The organism is Sphingomonas faeni (assembly GCF_040407565.1).
GTDB lineage: Bacteria > Pseudomonadota > Alphaproteobacteria > Sphingomonadales > Sphingomonadaceae > Sphingomonas > Sphingomonas faeni_F.
The window spans coordinates 96,269-113,086 of sequence record NZ_JAPZPR010000003.1; the positions used below are offsets into that span (position 1 = coordinate 96,269).

Consider the following 16,818-nt stretch of genomic DNA (forward strand, 5'->3'; position numbering starts at 1 on the left):
CAACCACTCTGCTTGAAAAGCGTCCTGTAAAAGACGATATTCACCGTAACCGGCACCATGCCGGACAAAGGAGCTGATTTCACAATGGCTAATTGGTCTGACCCCCGGCCCCGCGCCGCGCCGTTCGGAACGACGGCCACGGGCCAGCGTACCGAGGCCTATGACGCTGGTCTCCGGTCGTACATGCTGTCCGTGTATAACTACATGGGCTCGGCTGTCCTGCTGACGGGCATCGTCGCGATGCTGTTCGCATGGGGCGGCGCGGAGTCGCCTGCCGCACGGGTGTTCATGAGCGGCGGCATGTTGAAGTACGTTATCATGTTCTCGCCGCTCGCGATCGTGTTCGGCATGAGCTATGGCCAGAACAAGATGTCGACCGGCACGATGCAGATGCTCTTCTGGGGCTTTGCCGTGCTGATGGGCCTGTCGATGTCGACGATCTTCCTGGTCTATAGCGGCACGTCGATCGCAGGTGCGTTCTTTGCGACCGCAGCTGGTTTCGCTGGTCTCAGCCTGTACGGCTACACCACCAAGCGCGACCTGTCGGCGTTCGGGACATTCCTGATCATCGGCGTCGTCGGCCTGCTGGTCGCGAGCCTGATCAACATGTTCCTGCAGTCGGGCGTCATGCAACTGGTCATCAGCGGCGTCGGCGTGCTGCTGTTCGCGGGCCTCACCGCCTACGACACGCAGCGTACCAAGAGCCTGTATGCGCAGGTCGCCGGCACGGACATGGTCGGCAAGGTCGTCATCATGTCGGCGCTGAGCCTGTACCTCGACTTCATCAACATGTTCATGTTCGTGCTGCGTCTGTTTGGTAGCAGCCGCAACTAACTCCCGCTAAGGGTGTGACGAACGCAGGGCTCGGCGGGACACCGCCGGGCCCTTTTCTTTTGGCCTCGGGACAGGAATGGGACGCGCCATGCGGCTCTCGATCGACGTGCGTCTGGATTACGGGATCACCGGGGACGCCGACGTGCTCCTCCAGATCGAGGCGGCGGCGATGGCCGACCAGAAAATCGAGTCCGAATCGCTGACCCTGTGGTCCGACAGTCCGATCCGGGCGGTGCGCGGCGAGGACGGGATTGGGCAGCGCTGCTGGTCGCGCGGGCATGGGCGGTTCACGGCCGAGTATAAGGCGATCGTTGCGGTCAAGCGCGAGCGGGTGCAGCTCGAACTGTATCCGGCGACGCCGCCGCGGATGCTCGATGGCGAACTGACGCCGTATCTGATGCCGAGCCGCTATTGTCCGTCGGACCGGTTCGAGGGCTTCGTCGCGCGCGAGTTCGGCGGGCTGGAAGGTGGTCCGCTGGCGGCGGCGCTGACCGAGTGGGTGTACCAGTCGCTCGACTATCGGTGCGGATCGAGCAGCGGGGAAACGACCGCGCTCGATACGTTCGCGTCGCGCTCGGGGGTGTGTCGGGATTATTCGCATCTGCTGGTGTCGCTCGCGCGGGCGGGGGGAATCCCGGCGCGGTGCGTGTCGGCCTATGCGCCGGGGGTCGATCCGCCCGATTTCCATGCGGTGGCGGAGCTGTGGCTGGCGGGGGACTGGCGCCTGATCGATGCGACCAAGATGGCGACCTGCAGCGATATCGCGCGGGTCTGCGTCGGGCGTGATGCGACGGATATCGCGTTCATGACCGTGTTTGGGCAGGCGTATCTGTGGGAGCAGACGGTCAAGGTCACGCCGCTCGACTCTCCGTCATCCTGACGAAGTCAGGACCCAGAGCCACAAGCGCTTCCCCCGTTACCCTGGGTCCTGACTTTCGTCAGGATGACGGTTGTGGGCCTGGGCAGGAACGCTCCGCCGCTTCGACCGTTGGTCATCGCCAAGATAAAAAAGGGACGTCGCAATGACCGACATAGACAAGAGCGCGCTGGATAGCCTGTCCGTAGCGCCCGACGACAAGGATGCCGAGGGCAAGAGCTCGGGTCGCGATCCGCGCCAGGAAGCGGGCCAGGACAAGTCGATCGCCAAGCGGCTGCAAAAGAACCCGGACAGCGCCGACGCACGGCTCGACAACGGTCTCGACGAGTCGATGGACGGCAGCGATCCGATCTCCGCGACGCAGCCGGGGTCGGGCAGCGAGCCGGCGAAGTCGTCGGGCTATGACGAGGATGCCGAGCGGGCGCTGCGCGAAAAGCAGGCGTAACCCTCGCATCTGCTCGACGAACGGGCGTCGGTCGGCAACGGCCGGCGCTTTTTTGTTGCCCAAACGCTTCGCAAGACGATCAAATCGCGTAGTTTCGTTCGGTTCGTCGCAGCCTTGTTGCAGCGCAACAGCTTTCATGGTCGCTTGGTGTTACGGAAAGATGACGCGCGATAGGGTCGTTGTTGACCATCCGAGCGCATAGTCTGCCGGTTCCTTGACGAGAGCGGGGTGACGACATGGCTTCCAGAATGAAACCGGCACAGGGGTCGATGACCCTCGCCGAGATGAAGGAATTCGCGGCTTTTCCAAGCGCGACGCAGCGCTACATCCGGCGCTCGCTGGATGTCGGGCTCGACCGCGACGATGCGACCGAGCGTTGGTCGCGCGACGTCGTCGAGGCGGCCAGCATCCGGGCGCAGGCGCGGCTGTACAATTCGCTTCCCGATTTGCGCGCGATGGTCCCGGACGACAGCGGCCTCGACGCCATCGAGCCGTTCCTGGCCCCGTTGATGACGCTCGTCGCGTTCGATCTGGGACAAGGGCGACTGACCAGCTTTTCGGCATTGCGCTTCCTTTACGAGCGCTTGATCGGCGCGGAAGTGCGGCCATGGCTGCCCTCGGCATTCTGCGCCGCCGCGGCGCTTCCGCATCTCCATCCGGAGCTGCGGCGCAAACTGCTCCAGTCGATCAGCGAAGCCGCGGCGACCGCATCGGGCTGGTCGAACCGACAACCGGCATTCTTCCCCTACTGGGTCGAGAAGGTCGATTCGGGGACGACGCTGGCGAACTGACCTAGCGGCACGCGCGCCACCCGGGCGCGCCGCGGTCGGCCTGGTCGAGATGAAGATGGTCGGCATGCGCGGCGTTGTAGTCGGGGGACAACGTCGTCGCGAACAGCCGACACGCACCGTCGCGAACCTCGCGCAGGAACGCGGCTTTCGCGGCGTCGCCTTTCCAATCGCGCGCGACGGTGATGCGCGTGCCGTCAGCCAAACGGAAGCCGGCGATATCGACGGCATCGGCGGTCGAATGCTCGCTCCAGTTTCCTGCGCCGCGCCCGTAGATCCGGCGACAACTATAGCTGCCGAAATGGTCGATGCTGGCGACGCGCGTCCCGAAATGCTTTTGTGCGGCGGGCTGGACGATCGACCATTCCCACACCGACAGCGCCGCCGCGACCGGACAGGCGATGGCGAGGTTCCGCGGCGTATAGGCGATCCGTCGTGCGCCGTCGTTCGCCAGTCGGACGCCATCGGCATAGCCGCATCGGCCGTCGCCCAGTCGCGGCGGGAGGACCGTGTAGCGCACGCCGGCCCGATCCAGCAGCGCCCGACATCGCGGAAAGTCGCTGGTGAGCGTGGTCAACTTGCGGCCGGTGAACAGTCCGATCGGCTGGCCGAGATCGAGCGGGGTCCAGGGCAGGTCCTGCGGTCGCCCGCGGATCGTCGCCCAGAGCATCATACCCAGCACGATCAGGATCGCGAGTCCGACGAGCCATCCGAGCGTCCGGCGTAACGCGCGCATCAGCCCCGCACGGCGTCCGTCAAGCGCTCGGCCGTAACGGGATAGCCGAGATCGTCGGGTATGCAGAGATGCTCGACGCCGTTCCGCGTTTCGGTCCACGGCGTCACGATCCGGACCGGATGTGTTCGGGCATCGGCGACGGCCGCGTCGTAATCGCGATGTTGTGCCAACCGCTCGAGGTTGCGGCGCGTCGGAAAGATGATCGTCGCGCGGCCGGCATCAGCCTCCGCCAGCACGTCGGCGGCAGTCGCCCAGAACAGCCGGACATTCTCGGTCGCATCGACGCGCGGGGCGGGGGCGTCGCCGGGCAGGCGCGCGAGGTAGAAGCGCGTGTCGAAAATCCGGGCATGCGCATGCGCCGGCCGCCAGCGCGCGAAATACTCGAGAGCAAGGAGATCGAGTTCGACCTCCGCCACTGCCAGCGCGTCGCTGAACGCGGTTCCGGCATGGAGCGCCGCGCGCAACGTCTCCAAAGCGGTTGGCGACGGCGGCGGCGACAGGCCGATCGGCAAGCCGACTTCCTCGATCGTTTCGCGGATCGCTGCGATCCGTGCCGCGTCGTGGTCACCATCATCGTTATCGCCGCCGCGGACTCGGCCGAGCCGGGTGGCCAATGTGTGATCGCCTGGATCGATCCGCCCGCCCGGAAAGACGAGCGCGCCGGCTGCGAACGCCATCGCCTTGGCACGCTCGACCATCAGCAGTTCCGGCGGTCCGGCCGCGGTGTGGCGAAACACGACGAGCGTGGCCGCGGGTATCGCGGGGCTGGCGGGGGTATCGGTCATCGCTCGGGATAACGCGCGAACGGGCGATCGGGTAGCGTCGATTGGGTGCCGCGGTCACGCCATACGCTGCGATTTCCATGAGCCTGGCAAGCCGGCGTCCGTCCTATGCCGCCAGCCTTGGGACAGGGTCCGATACGCGTCGCGCGTGGGATACCGTACTCGGCGGTGCGATGAGCAATGCCGACGGAATGGCGTCCGGATCGTGGGCGCGCAGGTAGAAATGCCCTGTGCCCGCCAGTCCCAGCATCAGGCTGGGCGATTCACCGGCGCCCGGCGTACCCGACGGCCAGGGCCGGCCGGCGCCTGCATAGCGCTCGATCCCATGGCGCGCGATTTCGTCGACGAGCGCGCGCGCCTGTGCGTCGCCGCTGGCCTGCGCCCAGGCGAGAAAGATTTCCGCATCCCCCGCCGCGCCGTGACAGAGCGAATAATTGCCGCTGCGTCGCGCGAGCTGACCGATCACCGAGCGGGCGGAGATGCGCAATGCCGATTCGATCGCCGTTCGCATGCCTGCGTCGCCCGTGAGCGCGAAGGCGCGAATTCGGGCGAGGCCGATCCCCACCGCGCCGTGGCACCATGCCGCGGGCGCGGCGCCGAGCGGGGTGCCCGGATCATGGCTGCGCAAGTCGGGCCATTGATCGGCTGCCGCGTCGAACCAGCTGTCCTCATAGGCGAAGGCGGCGCGGCCGGCCGCCGCGAACCGGTCGTCGCCGGTGGCTGCGGCGAGCTCGAGCAGCGCCCAGCCGACGCCGCCGGCGCCGTGCGACAATCCGGTGAGGTTCGGCCGGCGCTGCGTCCTGAAGTCGGCGACCAGATCGTCGGACAGCCCCGACAGGTCGACCAGCTCGGCCATCTCGCCCATCGCATTCCACGACAGGCCGCGCTCGCTGGGCTCGGCGGCGTCGAGCAGCCGTTCGCCTGCGACGATCGCGGCGTCGGTGAGTTCTGCATCGTCGTGCGCCGCGCCGAGTGCGAGCAGGACGGGGATGATGCCCGCATTGCCCGACATCACGTCGATCGCCAGCCGTCCGTCGGGCGACAACGCGACCGCGCGGTGGACCATCGCCAGACCTTGAGCATGCAAGTCGTCACGCTCGAGAGCGGCGCCGGCCTCGATCGCCGCATAGCCGATGCCGAGAAAGCCGGTGTAGACGCCGCGGTGTAGCGCATCGGGAATATCGGCGGCGCGGTCGAGGGCATGCGCGATCGCTCCGGCGGCGGTCCGTGCGGCGAGCGGGTCGCCGGTCGCCTTGTGCAGGCGGGCGAGGAATAGGCCGATCCCGGCGGTGCCGTCGTACAGCGTCGGCCCGAGCGTGCCGCAGCCAAGTTCCTGCGTTCCCGTGAAATCTTCGTGCAGCGGCCCGAACCAATTGCAGCGCGCTCCGTCCCACACCGCATCGCGCGCGAGCTTGGCGCCGATGTCGAACGCGGTTTCGAGGTAGAGGGATCGCATGGTCAATGAACCGCCTGCGCCGGAGGGACGTGGTACAAATTGTGGGACCCCGGATTGAGCCAGAGTGCCTCGGCGTCGAGCCCGGCGGTAGCGATCGCAGCGGTGAGCGCGTCCGCGAACAACGCCGGCGCAAAGCCCGCGTCGCGCCGTGCCGCTACCAGCGCCTGTGCGACCAGCCGGCTACGCGCCATGCCGAAGCTTTCGCGATGTCCCGGATCCTCCGCGAAGCCGAGGCCGGGTGCTAGGCGCCGCGCGAACAGCGGCACCGTATCGTCGAGAAAGCCGGCAAAGGCGGGGTAGTCAGCCATCAGCACCGTTGATACCGCTGGGAAAAGATCCTGCGCGACATAGAGCACCGCGTTGTCGCGGCGCGCGAAATCGGCGCTGCGGACGACGATCTTGAATTCGAACGGGATGGCGTAGCGGTCGAGCAAAGCCGTCAGCGCGGTCATCATCCCGACCGCGCCGCCCGGTACGACGTTCCAGTAGAACCGCACCACCGGCCCGAGATCGTTGACGTCGCGAAAGGCGCGGCCGAACGCGTAATAGAAGCCCGACTGTGCGGTCGCCGAACCGCCGGGGATCTGCACGACGAGCGCACCGCCCTTGCGCAACGGCAGCACGCCGTCGACGGCGAGGAATTGCCCCGGCGCGAACCGGCGCGTCCGGTTGTGTCGCGTCGCGAGGACGCTGCCGTTCGCCTCGCTGCCGCTGAACACCCAGCCATGTTCGATGCGCGATCGGCCCGCATTGGCGTGTTCGAGCAGCGCCGTCACGTCGCCGGACCCACCGTGCTCGCCGGCGTCGATCGGTTCGGGCGCCGGATAGGACCGCGCATACGCATGCTCGTAGACGATCGGCATCAGTGCCGCGGCGAGCGCCTCGTCGGTGATCGTGCCGGTGACCCGGCCGACGGGGCGGTCGTCGAGCAGGATCGCCCCATCCTCGCGCAGGCCGAGCGCGGCGACGAACGGCGCAAGCGTGGCGGCGGCCTCGATCATGCCGCCTGGGCCTGCGTGCGCGGGGCCGGGTCGAGGATACCGAGCAGTTCGGCCGCGACGGGATCGGGATCGGCGAGGATGTTGAGCGCGGTCTGTGCGAGCAGGATCGCGGTGGGGTCGGTCACCTGGCTCCATGCGCTGCGCTCGAACGCGGTCACCATCATCCGTGCCGCCATCATGCCGATGCAGCGCGCGAGGAAGGCGTGCGGCTCGCCCTGATACGCATCGCTGGCGTCGATATAGGCCGACCAGAAGGCCGCAGTCGCCAGCCTGACATCGTCGAGCGGCACCGTCGCGCCGGCGAACAGTGCGGCGGGGTCCGAACCTGCCGGCATCGATGCGATCCAGAAGGCGAGATAGGATTGCAGCATGCTGCCGACGTCCCAGGCGGCATCGCCGATATCGGCCAGTTCCCAGTCGATCACGTACAGCCTGCGCGTGGCGAGTGGTTCGCTCTTGGGGGCCAGCAGGCAATTCTCCCACCGCATGTCGGTATGGATCAACGTGTCGCGTCTCCATCCTTCGCGCAGCGTCCGCAGCAACGCGCCTGCACCCGGTGCGGCGAGCAGGATATCGACCAGTTCGGAGGCGGCGGGGCTGCGTCGCATGCCGCTCAGGTCTGCTTCATCATGGAGCTTGAGGATCCAGGGCGGTTGTTGCGGAAACAACGCGGCCTGCGGGGCGCCTTCGACGAACCGGATCGCGTGATAGGTCGCCAGCGCCGCGCCAAGCCGTGCCGCCAGATCGACCGGGCAGGTGCCGAGCCGCTTGTGGACCGCGGTCAGCGTTTCGCTGCTCGGGACGAGGTCGCTGATGAGAATGCCCTGCTCGGCGTCGTACAGCCGGAACTCGGGCAACAGATCGCGGAGCGGGCGTAGGCGGTCGTCGCCGAACGCGCCGCGATAGACCTCAGCCTCGCGCGCGATCGTTTCGCGCGTGCCGGGCTCCGTCTCGATCGCCTGCTTGATGAAATAGGACGGCCCGCCGCGTTGCTTGAGCATGACGAACCGGTTGCGGCTGCGGCTCATCGTCAGCACCATGCCGCCGTCGACGATGCCGGCGCGGTCGATCAGCCTCTTGCCGGTGAGATAGCGGACGAGATTGCGGGTGACGATCGGATCCATGCGGCCTGCCGTATCGGAGGAGAAGCGCGAGGAACCGCCGACCCATCGGATCGGCGGCCCCCCGTAACGGTTGGTCAGAAGGTACAGCCGGCGGTCCACATCACGTGCTTGCAGTCGAGCGCGTGCTCGGCCGCCTGTGGTTGGCCTGCAAAGGTGCAGCCGGCCGTCCACATGACGTGCTTGCAATCCGCCACCGGCGCGTCCGCATCAGGCACAGCGAGCAGCGTACAGGCCAGTGTCGTGAGCACATGCCCGCAATCGGCCGTCAACGCCGCTGCCTGGAAGGTGCAGCCCGCCGTCCACATGACGTGCTTGCAATCCGGTTCGGCGCCGAGATCCCCCGCCTGCTCCGCGGCGAGCGTGCACGCCAGCGTCGTCAGCACGTTGCCGCAATCGGCCGCGCCGGCGACTGCCTTGCCCGGTTGGGCCGCGCCGATCGTGCAGAACGTCGTCTGCATCACCTGAACGCAGTCATCCGCGCCCTTCTGCTGGCCGGTGAAGGTGCAGCCTGCCGTCCACATGACATGCTTGCAGTCCGCGTCGCCGACCGCGCCGCCGTGCTGCGGGGAACACCAGGTCGGCCGTGCTGTGACCATCGTGATGCACATCGCGCCGTCGGCAGCCGGCGCCTGCGCTTCGAGCGTGCAGGCGAGCGTCGTGAGCACGTTCCCGCAATCGGCGCCGTAGCCGGCGGCCTTCGGCGATGCCTGTGCACCGAGCGTGCACGCCAGCGTGGTGAGCACGTTGCCGCAGTCCACTGCCGCCGCAGCCTGCTGGCCACCAAAGGTGCAGCCTGCGGTCCACATCACGTCCTTGCAGCCCGGGGCGTTGCCCGCGGCCGCGCCCAACCCGGCACCGAGTCCGGCGATCACCGCATCCGCGCCGATCGTACAGACGAGCGTGCCGGTCAGGATCGCGCACCCGACGCCGCCAACGGGGGCACCGCCGCCGTGACGTTGTTGGACGGACCCGCCGAGATAGTTCTGTGCAGTACCAGTCATGACACCTTCTCCTAGATTGCCGGATTGTCCGGTCGGGTGAGGCGATCGTGAAGGATATGCACCGAACACAGGTCGCCGCAGTCAGTCGCACGTAGCAGCGCGCTGATTTGTGGAAGCTTCAACTGAGCGGTTCAGGGCGCATCACGCAGCGGCAATTCGAGTTCTCCAGGATGAACTGGAAATCTCTATTGAATCACGACTTGTGAAGCACTCGTATCCGACTCTTGATCGTTGGATGGATCATGGAACGAGTCGATACGACGGACAATATGTGTTTGGCTCGATTTGGATATTGTCGAACAGACAAGGTCCGTACCGGATGATGATCAGCGAATGCATCCGTATTGCTTCGGATACGCTACGTGGATACTTGGTTAATACGGTCTTGTTGCAAGAAGTACGGCGTCTTTTTTAGTGGCAGGCTCAGAGACGGCGACGCGCGTCGTTGGTGCGCGCGTCGCCGGCTTGTTTACGCGACGTCGATCGCGTGGGTCACGATGATAGTAGGGCGGGCGGCGGCGAGATCGCGCGCGGCAAGCCCGAACGCCTTGAAATGGTCGGATGCCATGTGCTGCTGGACCGCGGCGTCGTCGACGTACAGTTCGTTGAACACGAACCGGCGTTCGCCGTCGGTCTCGCGCCACAACTCATAATGAAGGACGCCGGGTTCGGCGCGCGACGCCGCCACGCAGATCTTGGCGGCATCGACGAAGGCATCGTCGTGACCTAGCTTGACGCTGACCAGCGCAACAACTTTTACGGACATCGCTCTCTCCTGTGTTCGGACGCCGTTGGTGCGCTTTCGGCGCCAAAGCCGCAAGGTGGACATGAGTGTGCGGCTTGGCGGGACCGTTCCGTTTCTATCCGGGCACCTACCGTTCAGCTGCCGGCGCGATCGACGGTGGCAGACTAAAGAGCTGCAACCTTAATGCACCGCCAATGGCGTCGACGATCAGCCGAACTGGAGTGGCGCACTCACCGGGCGACGTAGGATGTCGTCGTGATCCGGTACAGCGTCTGGACGGTGCCGCCCGGCAGCGACGCGGCGCCGACCTCCTTCTTGCTGGCGACCAGGAGATGTCGACCGGGCTTGGCCGTGCCGGTATCCAGGTTGCCGGCGGCGTCGGTGGTCAGTTCGGTCTTCGAGCGATCGGGCGCGAACAGCGTGACCGGGGCGTTGGCTAACGGTTTGCCCTCGTAGGTCAGGACGAACCGCGATCCGCCTGCGGTGACGGGGGCCAGTTCGAACGGCAGCCTGGCCTGCGTCTCGGCGCGTCCGGCGCGCGCGTAATAGACGACGCCTTCCTTCTCGCCGTCCTCGCCCCACGGCGCGAACACCGAATCGTCCCAGGCGCGGACGTCGCCGGCCGGGACTGTCGCTTCGAGGAAACCGGCGCGGCGGGTCATCGCGGCGTTGGGCTGTGCCAGTATGCGCGGCGCCTTCAGCTTGGCGAATTCCGGGTCGCCGCCGGGCAGGATCGGCTCGCCCGGTTCGCCTAGATAGATGCGCGCTGGGCCGTCGCCGTCGCGCTCGATCCAGATCTCATGCGCCTGCGCGGCGACGGGCAGGCAGGAGACGATCGCGGCGAGGATCGGAAAACGCATCGGCAAGGTCCTTAGACGGAGGGGCGCACTGGCCGCGGATCGGCCTTGGCGGGGACGAGGTTGAGCGCGAGGAAGGCGATGCCGGCACTGGCCATGATCGCCGCCGCCCACAGGATCGGTCCGAAGATCCAGCCGCGTGCGAGGATCGCCGGCACTGTACTGGCGAACAGCGCGATCCAACCGCCGGTCCGCAGCCGCTTGCGCCTTGCCTGGGCTGGCGTGTGGCCGAAGCGGCGGCGATGATGCGCGTCGGTGGCGAGGCCGAGCAGCGTGAAGGCGATGATCGCCAGCACGAGGGTGACGACGCTCATTCGGCTGGCTCCAATATCGCGGTGGCCTGCGCGGGGGCGGGGACCCGCGTCTTGCGGACGCGCTTCGCCGCCGGACGATGGCGCGCGACGCGGCGGGCGAGCAGGAGGAAGGCGATGCCGAACAGCCCGATCGTCACGTCGATCCCGGCGATCATCCCGTCGCCGCTCGCCAGCGCCGCGAACAGCCCGCGGTCTGTGGCGACGATATCGTACACCGGCAAAGCGGTCAGCAGCACGCCGGTCGCGCCGAACAGCAGAGGCCAGACCTTTGCCGGCTTGAGGACGAACGCGGCCAGCGCGGACCCGCCCCAGGCTATGAACAGGCAGTGCACCTCCCATCCCGCGCGACCGCCAAGCGTGACCGGCAGCAGGCGATTGGCCCAGAGCAGGCACGCGACGCCCAGCGGGAAACCGCCGATCACCGCGACGTTCAGCCGCTCGACCAGCCGGAAGCCAAAATGCGGCCGGGCGGGGTCGGGCAGTTTCTCGCGGCGCTTGACGGTCCACAGCACCAGGCCGCTTGCGACCATCAGCGTGCCGGCGATCCCGCACACGAAATACAGCCAGCGCCCGCCATAGCCAGCGAACCGCCCGGCATGCAGGCCGATCATCGCGCCCGCGGTTTCGGCGGCGGCACCGGGCGCGGGCGATTGCCAGACGAGCCGCCCGGAAACGCCGTCATAGGTCAGCCGCGGCGTGCGCGCCGACAACATCGACGACGCGCTCTGGCTGATCGATACGCGGGCGGCGGCATCGCCGGGATTGCTCACGTCGATGAAGCTGGCCGGTGCACCCAGCCGGCGTTCGGCATCGGCGGCGATGCGGCGCAGGTCGACCAGCGGGGCGGGGCGCCCGGTGCGCTCGATGTCCGCCGCAGTGGGGAACAATGCCGCCGATACGGCGCGCTCGTCGGTGTAATTGGCGACGACAGCCCACGGCATCAGCAGCGCCATCAGCGTGACCAGCCCGGTATAGGTGATCATCAGGTGGAACGGCAGCGCCAGTACCGCGGTCGCGTTATGCCCGTCGAGCCAGGAGCGCTGGCCCTTCGCGCGGCGCAGCGTGAAGAAATCCTTGAAGATCTTCTTGTGCGTGACGATTCCGCTGAGGATCGCGACCAGCATCATCATCGTCGCGAAGCCGACCAGCCACCGCGCCCAGATCACCGGCATGTACTGGAGATCGAAATGGAACCGGTAGAAGAACTCGCCGCCGCGCGTCTCGCGAGCCTGCGCGACCTGGCCGTCAGCACCGATCAGTGCCTGCGTGTCGCCGCGCCCGCGCCGTCCGCCGCCGCCGCGCCGGCCGCGCCCCTCGCCGGGCTTGGGTTGCGGCACCCAGAAGAGTTGCGCGCCGGGCGCGCGTTCGTCGACCACCGGGATGAACCAGCTCTTGGCGTCGGGCGCCTTCTTCGCGAGGAAAGCCTGCGATCCTGCCAGCACGCGCATCGGTTGCGCGATCCGCGCGAGTTCGGGGCGCATCCAGCGGTTGAGCCCCTCGCGCCAGAACGCGATCGTCCCAGCGACGAACACCAGGAACAGGATCCAGCCGAGCAGCAGCCCGGACCAAGTGTGCAGGAACGCCTGCGATTGCCGGAAACCCTTGCTCATAACCGCCCCGTTGCGTCGATCGAGATCCACGTAATCGCAGCGGCGACGCCGGCCGCGACGAGCAGCGTCCACAGCGCCCGCCAGCCGCTCCGCGCGGCGAACGCCCACATCGCCGCGATCGCGCACAGCGCGAGCGCGATCAGAGAGGCGGTGACGCTCGCCTCGGCACGGTCGCCGGGCAGCAGCCGGGCGATCGCCATCGCCCACAGGCTGGCGGTCGCATAGCCGAGCGGCACCGCGGCGACGACGCGCAGGCCGATATCGCCGCGCCGCGCCCAGCGTGCGCGAGCATGTGCGTCACCCGCACTCATCGGCCCGCGCTCATTCGAAGCTGTACCTGAGCGTTGCGAATACGGTGCGCGGGCTACCATAATAATTGCCGCGACCGGTCGCGGCGATCCGCGCGTAATAGCTCTTGTCGAGCACGTTGGCGACGTTGACCGACACGCCGACCTGCTCGTTGAGCTTGTAGCCGGCGCGCAGGTCGACGACCGCATACCCGCCCTGCCGCACGATCGTCGACGGACGGAACGAGCCGTTGGCGTTCACCCCCGCCGCGACACCGCCATAGGTGCCGCTGAACCACGTCAGGCTGCCACCCAGGCTTGCGCCCGCCAGCGCGCCATCGACCGGCGCATAGTTGGTGAACGCCTTGATCATGTGCTTCGGCACGATCGGCACCAGCGGCAGGCCTTCGTTCGACGTCGTCTGGTCCTCCAGATACCTCGTCTTCGTGTAGGTGTAGCCGCCGTTGATCCGCCAGCCCGGCAGGATCTCGCCCGACGCCTCGGCCTCGATACCGCGAGCGCGGACCTTGCCGGTCTGCAGCACGATCGTCGCGATGTCGGGGTCGTTGAACAGCCGGTTGGTCTGCGTGATCTGATACGCGGCGGCGGACAGCAGCAAACGATCGTTCATGAGGGAAAGCTTGGTTCCCGCCTCATATTGCGCGCCGATCAGCGGCCTGACCTGCTCGCCATCGGGGCGCGAGCGGCCGACGGAGGCCGCCTGCGGCGTGAAACTGTCGGCGTAGCTCGCATAGACGTTCAGGTCGCCCGTCACGTCCCAGACGATGCCGGCATAGGGGGTGAAGCGGTTGTCGATGCCGTAATGGGTCGGCGGTGGCAGGACGCCGTTCGGCGTCAGCAGCGTCGTCGACGTGGTCTCCCACCAGGTCATGCGACCGCCGCCGATCAGCGTGAGGCCTGCGACCGGGCTGAGCCGCATCTGCCCGTAAAGGCCGTATTGCTCGACGTCGGTCGCGGTGCCGCCGTAAACCTGCAGCACGCAATTCGCCGGCGCCGGGACGATCGCGGTGCTGGTATTGGGGCAGGTCGCGCCACTGCCCTGCACCGGATAATAGGGCGAGGCACCATACGGGTTCAACGGAGGCTCGAACGGCGACACCGGGTTGTACACGTCGATCCGCGCATAGTTGGACAGTCGGGTCGCGTAGGACGTGCCGGAACTCGCCTGGTAATCGGTACCGAGGATCAGTGTCTGGTCGCGCCCGAACAGCGGGAAGCTGCCGATGCCGTTGAAGTCGAACGAGCGCGTCTGCTGCTTGCTGTCGCCGCGATAGGCAATGTGGCTGGTCGAGCCGTTGGTCGCGGTGACCGGCTGGCTGCCGATATAGCTGTAGATGTCGACGCGATCGACGTCGGTGAACAGTCCGGTCGCACGTAGCGTCCAGCGATCGCTGATCTTGTGCGTGATCTCGGCGAACCCTGTCCAGGTCTCGGCATTGAACCGGTTCCAGTCGGCGCCGAGATAGGTCGAGCGCTTGACGTCGAGCAACTGCCCGTCGCTGCCGTCGAGGCCGCCGATGATGCCGGGCAGCCCCGACTGGACCGCCGGGCGGAAGCGATCGTAATTGCCGCCGACGGTCAGCGTCGTGCGATCGCCGATCTCGAGTGAACCGACCGCGAAGGCACCGACCCGGTTGCGGTGCGCGGTATCGAAGAACTGGTCCTGGTCCTGCGCCATCGCGCCGACGCGTAAACCTGCCTTCGAGCCGATCGGCGTCGAGACGTCGAGTTCGAACCGGGCATTGTCATAGGTGCCGTAGCCCGCGCTCGCCTGCAGCTTGAACGCGTCGAGCGGGCGTTTGCGCACCATGTTGATGCTGCCGGCCGGATTGCCCGAGCCGCTGAACAGGCCCGCGGGGCCGCGCATTACTTCGAGCCGGTCGTAGAAGAACAGGTCGGGCACGGCCGAAGGGAAGTTGAACGCGAACGTCGGCACGCCGTCGATGAGGTAGTTGGTGATCGCGAACCCGCGCGAGAAGAACGACGGATCCTCGCTGCCGACGCCGTTGACGGTGATGCCGTTGGTCGCGGTTAGCGCGTCCTCCAGCGTGAACAGGTTCTGCGCCTCGATCTGTTCGCGATCGATCACGGTGATGGTGTTGGGCGTGTCCTTCAGCGGCGTTACGGTCTTGCCGACCGCGCGGCCGTAGCTCTTGCCGACCACCAGGATTTCGTCGGCCTTCTGTGCGTCGTCCGGGTCTTCAACCACGTCGGGCCGGGCTGCGACGTCAGCAGACGTGGCTGGCGCAGCGGCGGATGCCGGTGACCCAACCAGCGCTGCGCTCGACAGCAAAATGCTCCATAAACTCATACTGAACCCCCGTTTGTCGGCGGGTCCCTAGATTAATCGCTGTTGCGAGTCACTATCAATCTAACAAATTTGTCATGTTTCTTACGTTTCACGATCGATAGCGTACTCGCGTGAAGCCGTCGGTCCGGCAAAGTTTGGCGTGGCTACAGCGCGTTGGCGCACGCGCTGTATCAGACGGACTTCGCATACGATCCGCCCGCTGCCACGGCTGCCACCGCCTTACCGAGACCCGGCGTCGTCCGACCGCAGTGCCGCGACGCGGTCCAGGTTCGGCACGAGGAGATGCACGATCAGCAGTGCGACCAGATAGGCGCCGCCCGCCCAGACGAACACCGGCGTATAGCTGCCGATCGTCTCGAGCACCTGCCCGACATAGCGCGCCATGATCATCCCGCCGATCGCACCGGCCGCGCCGCCAATGCCCATGACGGACGCGACAGAGCTTTTGGGGAAGGTGTCGGACACCATCGTGTAGAGGTTGGACGACCAGCCCTGATGCGCGGCGGCGGCCAGGCCGATGATCGCGACGGCGGCGGTCAGGCTGGAGACGGTGCTGGCGAACATGATCGGCAGCACCAGGATCGCAGAGGCGAGCAGCGCGAGCTTGCGGCCGGCATTCACCCCGAACCCGCGCTTGATCAGCGCCGACGACAGCCAGCCCCCGCCGATACTGCCGATGTCGGCCAGCAGATACACCGCGATCAGCGGCGGGCCGAACGTCTTGAGGTCGAGGCCGTGCCGCTTGGCGAAGAAGTCCGGCAGCCAGAACAGGAACAGGTACCAGACCGGGTCGGTCAGGAATTTGGCGGTGACGAACGCCCAGGTGCCCCGGTGCCCGAACAGCTTGCGCCAGGGTATCGGCGCGGCGCCGACCTCGTCGTCCTGGTCCGCCCTGATATAGGCGAGTTCCTGCGCCGAGAGGCGGGGGTGGCGCTCCGGCGCGCGGTAGAAGGCGAGCCAGGCAGCAAGCCAGATGAAGCCGAGCATGCCGGTGACGATGAATGCGGCCTGCCAGCCATAGTTGATCGCGATGACGGGGACGACGATCGGCGTCGCGATCGCGCCGACATTGGCGCCGGCATTGAGGATACCCGCGGCGAGCGCGCGCTCCTTCTTGGGAAACCATTCGGCGACCGATTTGATCGCGGCCGGGAAATTGGCCGCCTCGCCGAGGCCGAGCGCGAACCGCGCGTTGGCGAACCCGCTCGGGCTGCGGACCAGCGCGTGGAACAGCGCGGCGAAACTCCACAGCGTGATCGCCGCGGTATAGCCGAGCTTCGATCCGACCCGGTCGATCACCGGTCCGCAGGCGAGTAGGCCGATCGCGTAGGCGGCCTGAAACCAGAAGACGATCATGCCATAGTCGATCTCGGTCCAGCCGAGTTCGCTCTGGAGGGTCGGCTTGAGGATGCCGATGACCTGCCGATCGATGTAATTGATCGTCGTGGCGAAGAACAGCAGCGCGCAGATGACCCAGCGGACATTGCCGCCAGCCCGGATCGCGGGAGGGCTTACTGGCGCATGGCTGATCGGTATAGGGCCCGTCGCTTCTCTTGAACCGTCCACGCTACCTCTCCCTGCGGTGTGCCCGCTTGTTATCGTGTGCCGATCTCCGCCGATGCCGGTCGC

The 16,818-nt window shown here is 66.9% G+C and carries 17 protein-coding genes; 4 read left to right on the forward strand and 13 right to left on the reverse strand.

The genetic code is table 11. The features are described from left to right. Positions 1 to 84 precede the first annotated feature (84 nt). The 4 genes from O6Y00_RS07200 (at position 85) to O6Y00_RS07215 (ending at position 2,947) form a co-directional block, all read left to right on the forward strand. Positions 85 to 834, forward strand: coding sequence for a Bax inhibitor-1/YccA family protein (locus O6Y00_RS07200; RefSeq protein WP_353441929.1), 750 nt, complete (start codon positions 85 to 87; stop codon positions 832 to 834). 88 nt (positions 835 to 922) lie between these two features. Continuing rightward, complete coding sequence (locus O6Y00_RS07205) at positions 923 to 1,714, forward strand: transglutaminase-like domain-containing protein (protein ID WP_353441930.1); 792 nt, start codon at positions 923 to 925, stop codon at positions 1,712 to 1,714. 142 nt (positions 1,715 to 1,856) lie between these two features. Then, positions 1,857 to 2,156, forward strand: coding sequence for a hypothetical protein (locus O6Y00_RS07210; protein ID WP_353441931.1), 300 nt, complete (start codon positions 1,857 to 1,859; stop codon positions 2,154 to 2,156). Between the two features lie 236 nt (positions 2,157 to 2,392). Then, positions 2,393 to 2,947 (forward strand): hypothetical protein, encoded by a 555-nt coding sequence (locus O6Y00_RS07215; RefSeq protein WP_353441932.1) that lies wholly within the window; start codon positions 2,393 to 2,395, stop codon positions 2,945 to 2,947. A 1-nt stretch (position 2,948) separates the two neighbouring features. Here O6Y00_RS07215 and O6Y00_RS07220 read toward each other — a convergent pair whose 3' ends face one another. The 13 genes from O6Y00_RS07220 to O6Y00_RS07280 form a co-directional block, all read right to left on the reverse strand. Next, positions 2,949 to 3,680, reverse strand: coding sequence for an extensin-like domain-containing protein (locus O6Y00_RS07220; protein WP_353441933.1), 732 nt, complete (start codon positions 3,678 to 3,680; stop codon positions 2,949 to 2,951). Continuing rightward, a complete protein-coding gene (locus tag O6Y00_RS07225) occupies positions 3,680 to 4,465 on the reverse strand; it encodes an NUDIX hydrolase (RefSeq protein WP_353441934.1) in 786 nt (261 codons plus the stop codon). Before O6Y00_RS07225 ends, O6Y00_RS07220 begins: the two co-directional genes overlap by 1 nt. Positions 4,466 to 4,568: 103 nt before the next feature. After that, complete coding sequence (locus tag O6Y00_RS07230) at positions 4,569 to 5,918, reverse strand: lanthionine synthetase LanC family protein (RefSeq protein ID WP_353442245.1); 1,350 nt, start codon at positions 5,916 to 5,918, stop codon at positions 4,569 to 4,571. Positions 5,919 to 5,920: 2 nt separating this feature from the next. After that, positions 5,921 to 6,919 (reverse strand): T3SS effector HopA1 family protein, encoded by a 999-nt coding sequence (locus tag O6Y00_RS07235; protein WP_353441935.1) that lies wholly within the window; start codon positions 6,917 to 6,919, stop codon positions 5,921 to 5,923. Next, entirely contained in the window at positions 6,916 to 8,043 is a 1,128-nt protein-coding gene (locus tag O6Y00_RS07240; protein ID WP_353441936.1) for a phosphotransferase family protein, read from the reverse strand. The genes O6Y00_RS07235 and O6Y00_RS07240 overlap by 4 nt, the downstream gene beginning before the upstream one ends. A gap of 74 nt (positions 8,044 to 8,117) precedes the next feature. Then, entirely contained in the window at positions 8,118 to 9,044 is a 927-nt protein-coding gene (locus tag O6Y00_RS07245) for a hypothetical protein (protein WP_353441937.1), read from the reverse strand. 469 nt (positions 9,045 to 9,513) lie between these two features. After that, entirely contained in the window at positions 9,514 to 9,810 is a 297-nt protein-coding gene (locus O6Y00_RS07250; protein WP_353441938.1) for a putative quinol monooxygenase, read from the reverse strand. Between the two features lie 209 nt (positions 9,811 to 10,019). After that, on the reverse strand, positions 10,020 to 10,649 hold the full coding sequence (locus O6Y00_RS07255) for a DUF4198 domain-containing protein (RefSeq protein WP_353441939.1): 630 nt from the start codon (positions 10,647 to 10,649) through the stop codon (positions 10,020 to 10,022). An 11-nt stretch (positions 10,650 to 10,660) separates the two neighbouring features. After that, positions 10,661 to 10,960 (reverse strand): DUF3325 domain-containing protein, encoded by a 300-nt coding sequence (locus O6Y00_RS07260; RefSeq protein ID WP_353441940.1) that lies wholly within the window; start codon positions 10,958 to 10,960, stop codon positions 10,661 to 10,663. After that, a complete protein-coding gene (locus tag O6Y00_RS07265) occupies positions 10,957 to 12,570 on the reverse strand; it encodes a PepSY-associated TM helix domain-containing protein (RefSeq protein ID WP_353441941.1) in 1,614 nt (537 codons plus the stop codon). Before O6Y00_RS07265 ends, O6Y00_RS07260 begins: the two co-directional genes overlap by 4 nt. Then, on the reverse strand, positions 12,567 to 12,881 hold the full coding sequence (locus O6Y00_RS07270) for a hypothetical protein (RefSeq protein ID WP_353441942.1): 315 nt from the start codon (positions 12,879 to 12,881) through the stop codon (positions 12,567 to 12,569). The genes O6Y00_RS07265 and O6Y00_RS07270 overlap by 4 nt, the downstream gene beginning before the upstream one ends. Before the next feature lie 10 nt (positions 12,882 to 12,891). Continuing rightward, the gene (locus tag O6Y00_RS07275) at positions 12,892 to 15,189 is read right to left on the reverse strand and encodes a TonB-dependent siderophore receptor (protein ID WP_353441943.1); all 2,298 of its coding nucleotides are present in this window, start codon (positions 15,187 to 15,189) and stop codon (positions 12,892 to 12,894) included. Positions 15,190 to 15,408: 219 nt separating this feature from the next. Next, positions 15,409 to 16,755, reverse strand: a complete 1,347-nt coding sequence (locus tag O6Y00_RS07280; RefSeq protein ID WP_353441944.1) for an MFS transporter — start codon at positions 16,753 to 16,755, stop codon at positions 15,409 to 15,411. Positions 16,756 to 16,818: the final 63 nt, after the last annotated feature.

Bases quoted from the DNA above. Each gene is read 5' to 3' on its own strand.
- O6Y00_RS07270 (WP_353441942.1), bottom strand. From the start codon at position 12,881: ATGAGTGCGGGTGACGCACATGCTCGCGCACGCTGGGCGCGGCGCGGC.
- O6Y00_RS07205 (WP_353441930.1), top strand. From the start codon at position 923: ATGCGGCTCTCGATCGACGTGCGTCTGGATTACGGGATCACCGGGGAC.
- O6Y00_RS07225 (WP_353441934.1), bottom strand. From the start codon at position 4,465: ATGACCGATACCCCCGCCAGCCCCGCGATACCCGCGGCCACGCTCGTC.
- O6Y00_RS07260 (WP_353441940.1), bottom strand. From the start codon at position 10,960: ATGAGCGTCGTCACCCTCGTGCTGGCGATCATCGCCTTCACGCTGCTC.
- O6Y00_RS07200 (WP_353441929.1), top strand. From the start codon at position 85: ATGGCTAATTGGTCTGACCCCCGGCCCCGCGCCGCGCCGTTCGGAACG.
- O6Y00_RS07265 (WP_353441941.1), bottom strand. From the start codon at position 12,570: ATGAGCAAGGGTTTCCGGCAATCGCAGGCGTTCCTGCACACTTGGTCC.
- O6Y00_RS07210 (WP_353441931.1), top strand. From the start codon at position 1,857: ATGACCGACATAGACAAGAGCGCGCTGGATAGCCTGTCCGTAGCGCCC.
- O6Y00_RS07215 (WP_353441932.1), top strand. From the start codon at position 2,393: ATGGCTTCCAGAATGAAACCGGCACAGGGGTCGATGACCCTCGCCGAG.
- O6Y00_RS07245 (WP_353441937.1), bottom strand. From the start codon at position 9,044: ATGACTGGTACTGCACAGAACTATCTCGGCGGGTCCGTCCAACAACGT.
- O6Y00_RS07255 (WP_353441939.1), bottom strand. From the start codon at position 10,649: ATGCGTTTTCCGATCCTCGCCGCGATCGTCTCCTGCCTGCCCGTCGCC.
- O6Y00_RS07250 (WP_353441938.1), bottom strand. From the start codon at position 9,810: ATGTCCGTAAAAGTTGTTGCGCTGGTCAGCGTCAAGCTAGGTCACGAC.
- O6Y00_RS07235 (WP_353441935.1), bottom strand. From the start codon at position 6,919: ATGATCGAGGCCGCCGCCACGCTTGCGCCGTTCGTCGCCGCGCTCGGC.
- O6Y00_RS07275 (WP_353441943.1), bottom strand. From the start codon at position 15,189: ATGAGTTTATGGAGCATTTTGCTGTCGAGCGCAGCGCTGGTTGGGTCA.
- O6Y00_RS07220 (WP_353441933.1), bottom strand. From the start codon at position 3,680: ATGCGCGCGTTACGCCGGACGCTCGGATGGCTCGTCGGACTCGCGATC.
- O6Y00_RS07230 (WP_353442245.1), bottom strand. From the start codon at position 5,918: ATGCGATCCCTCTACCTCGAAACCGCGTTCGACATCGGCGCCAAGCTC.
- O6Y00_RS07240 (WP_353441936.1), bottom strand. From the start codon at position 8,043: ATGGATCCGATCGTCACCCGCAATCTCGTCCGCTATCTCACCGGCAAG.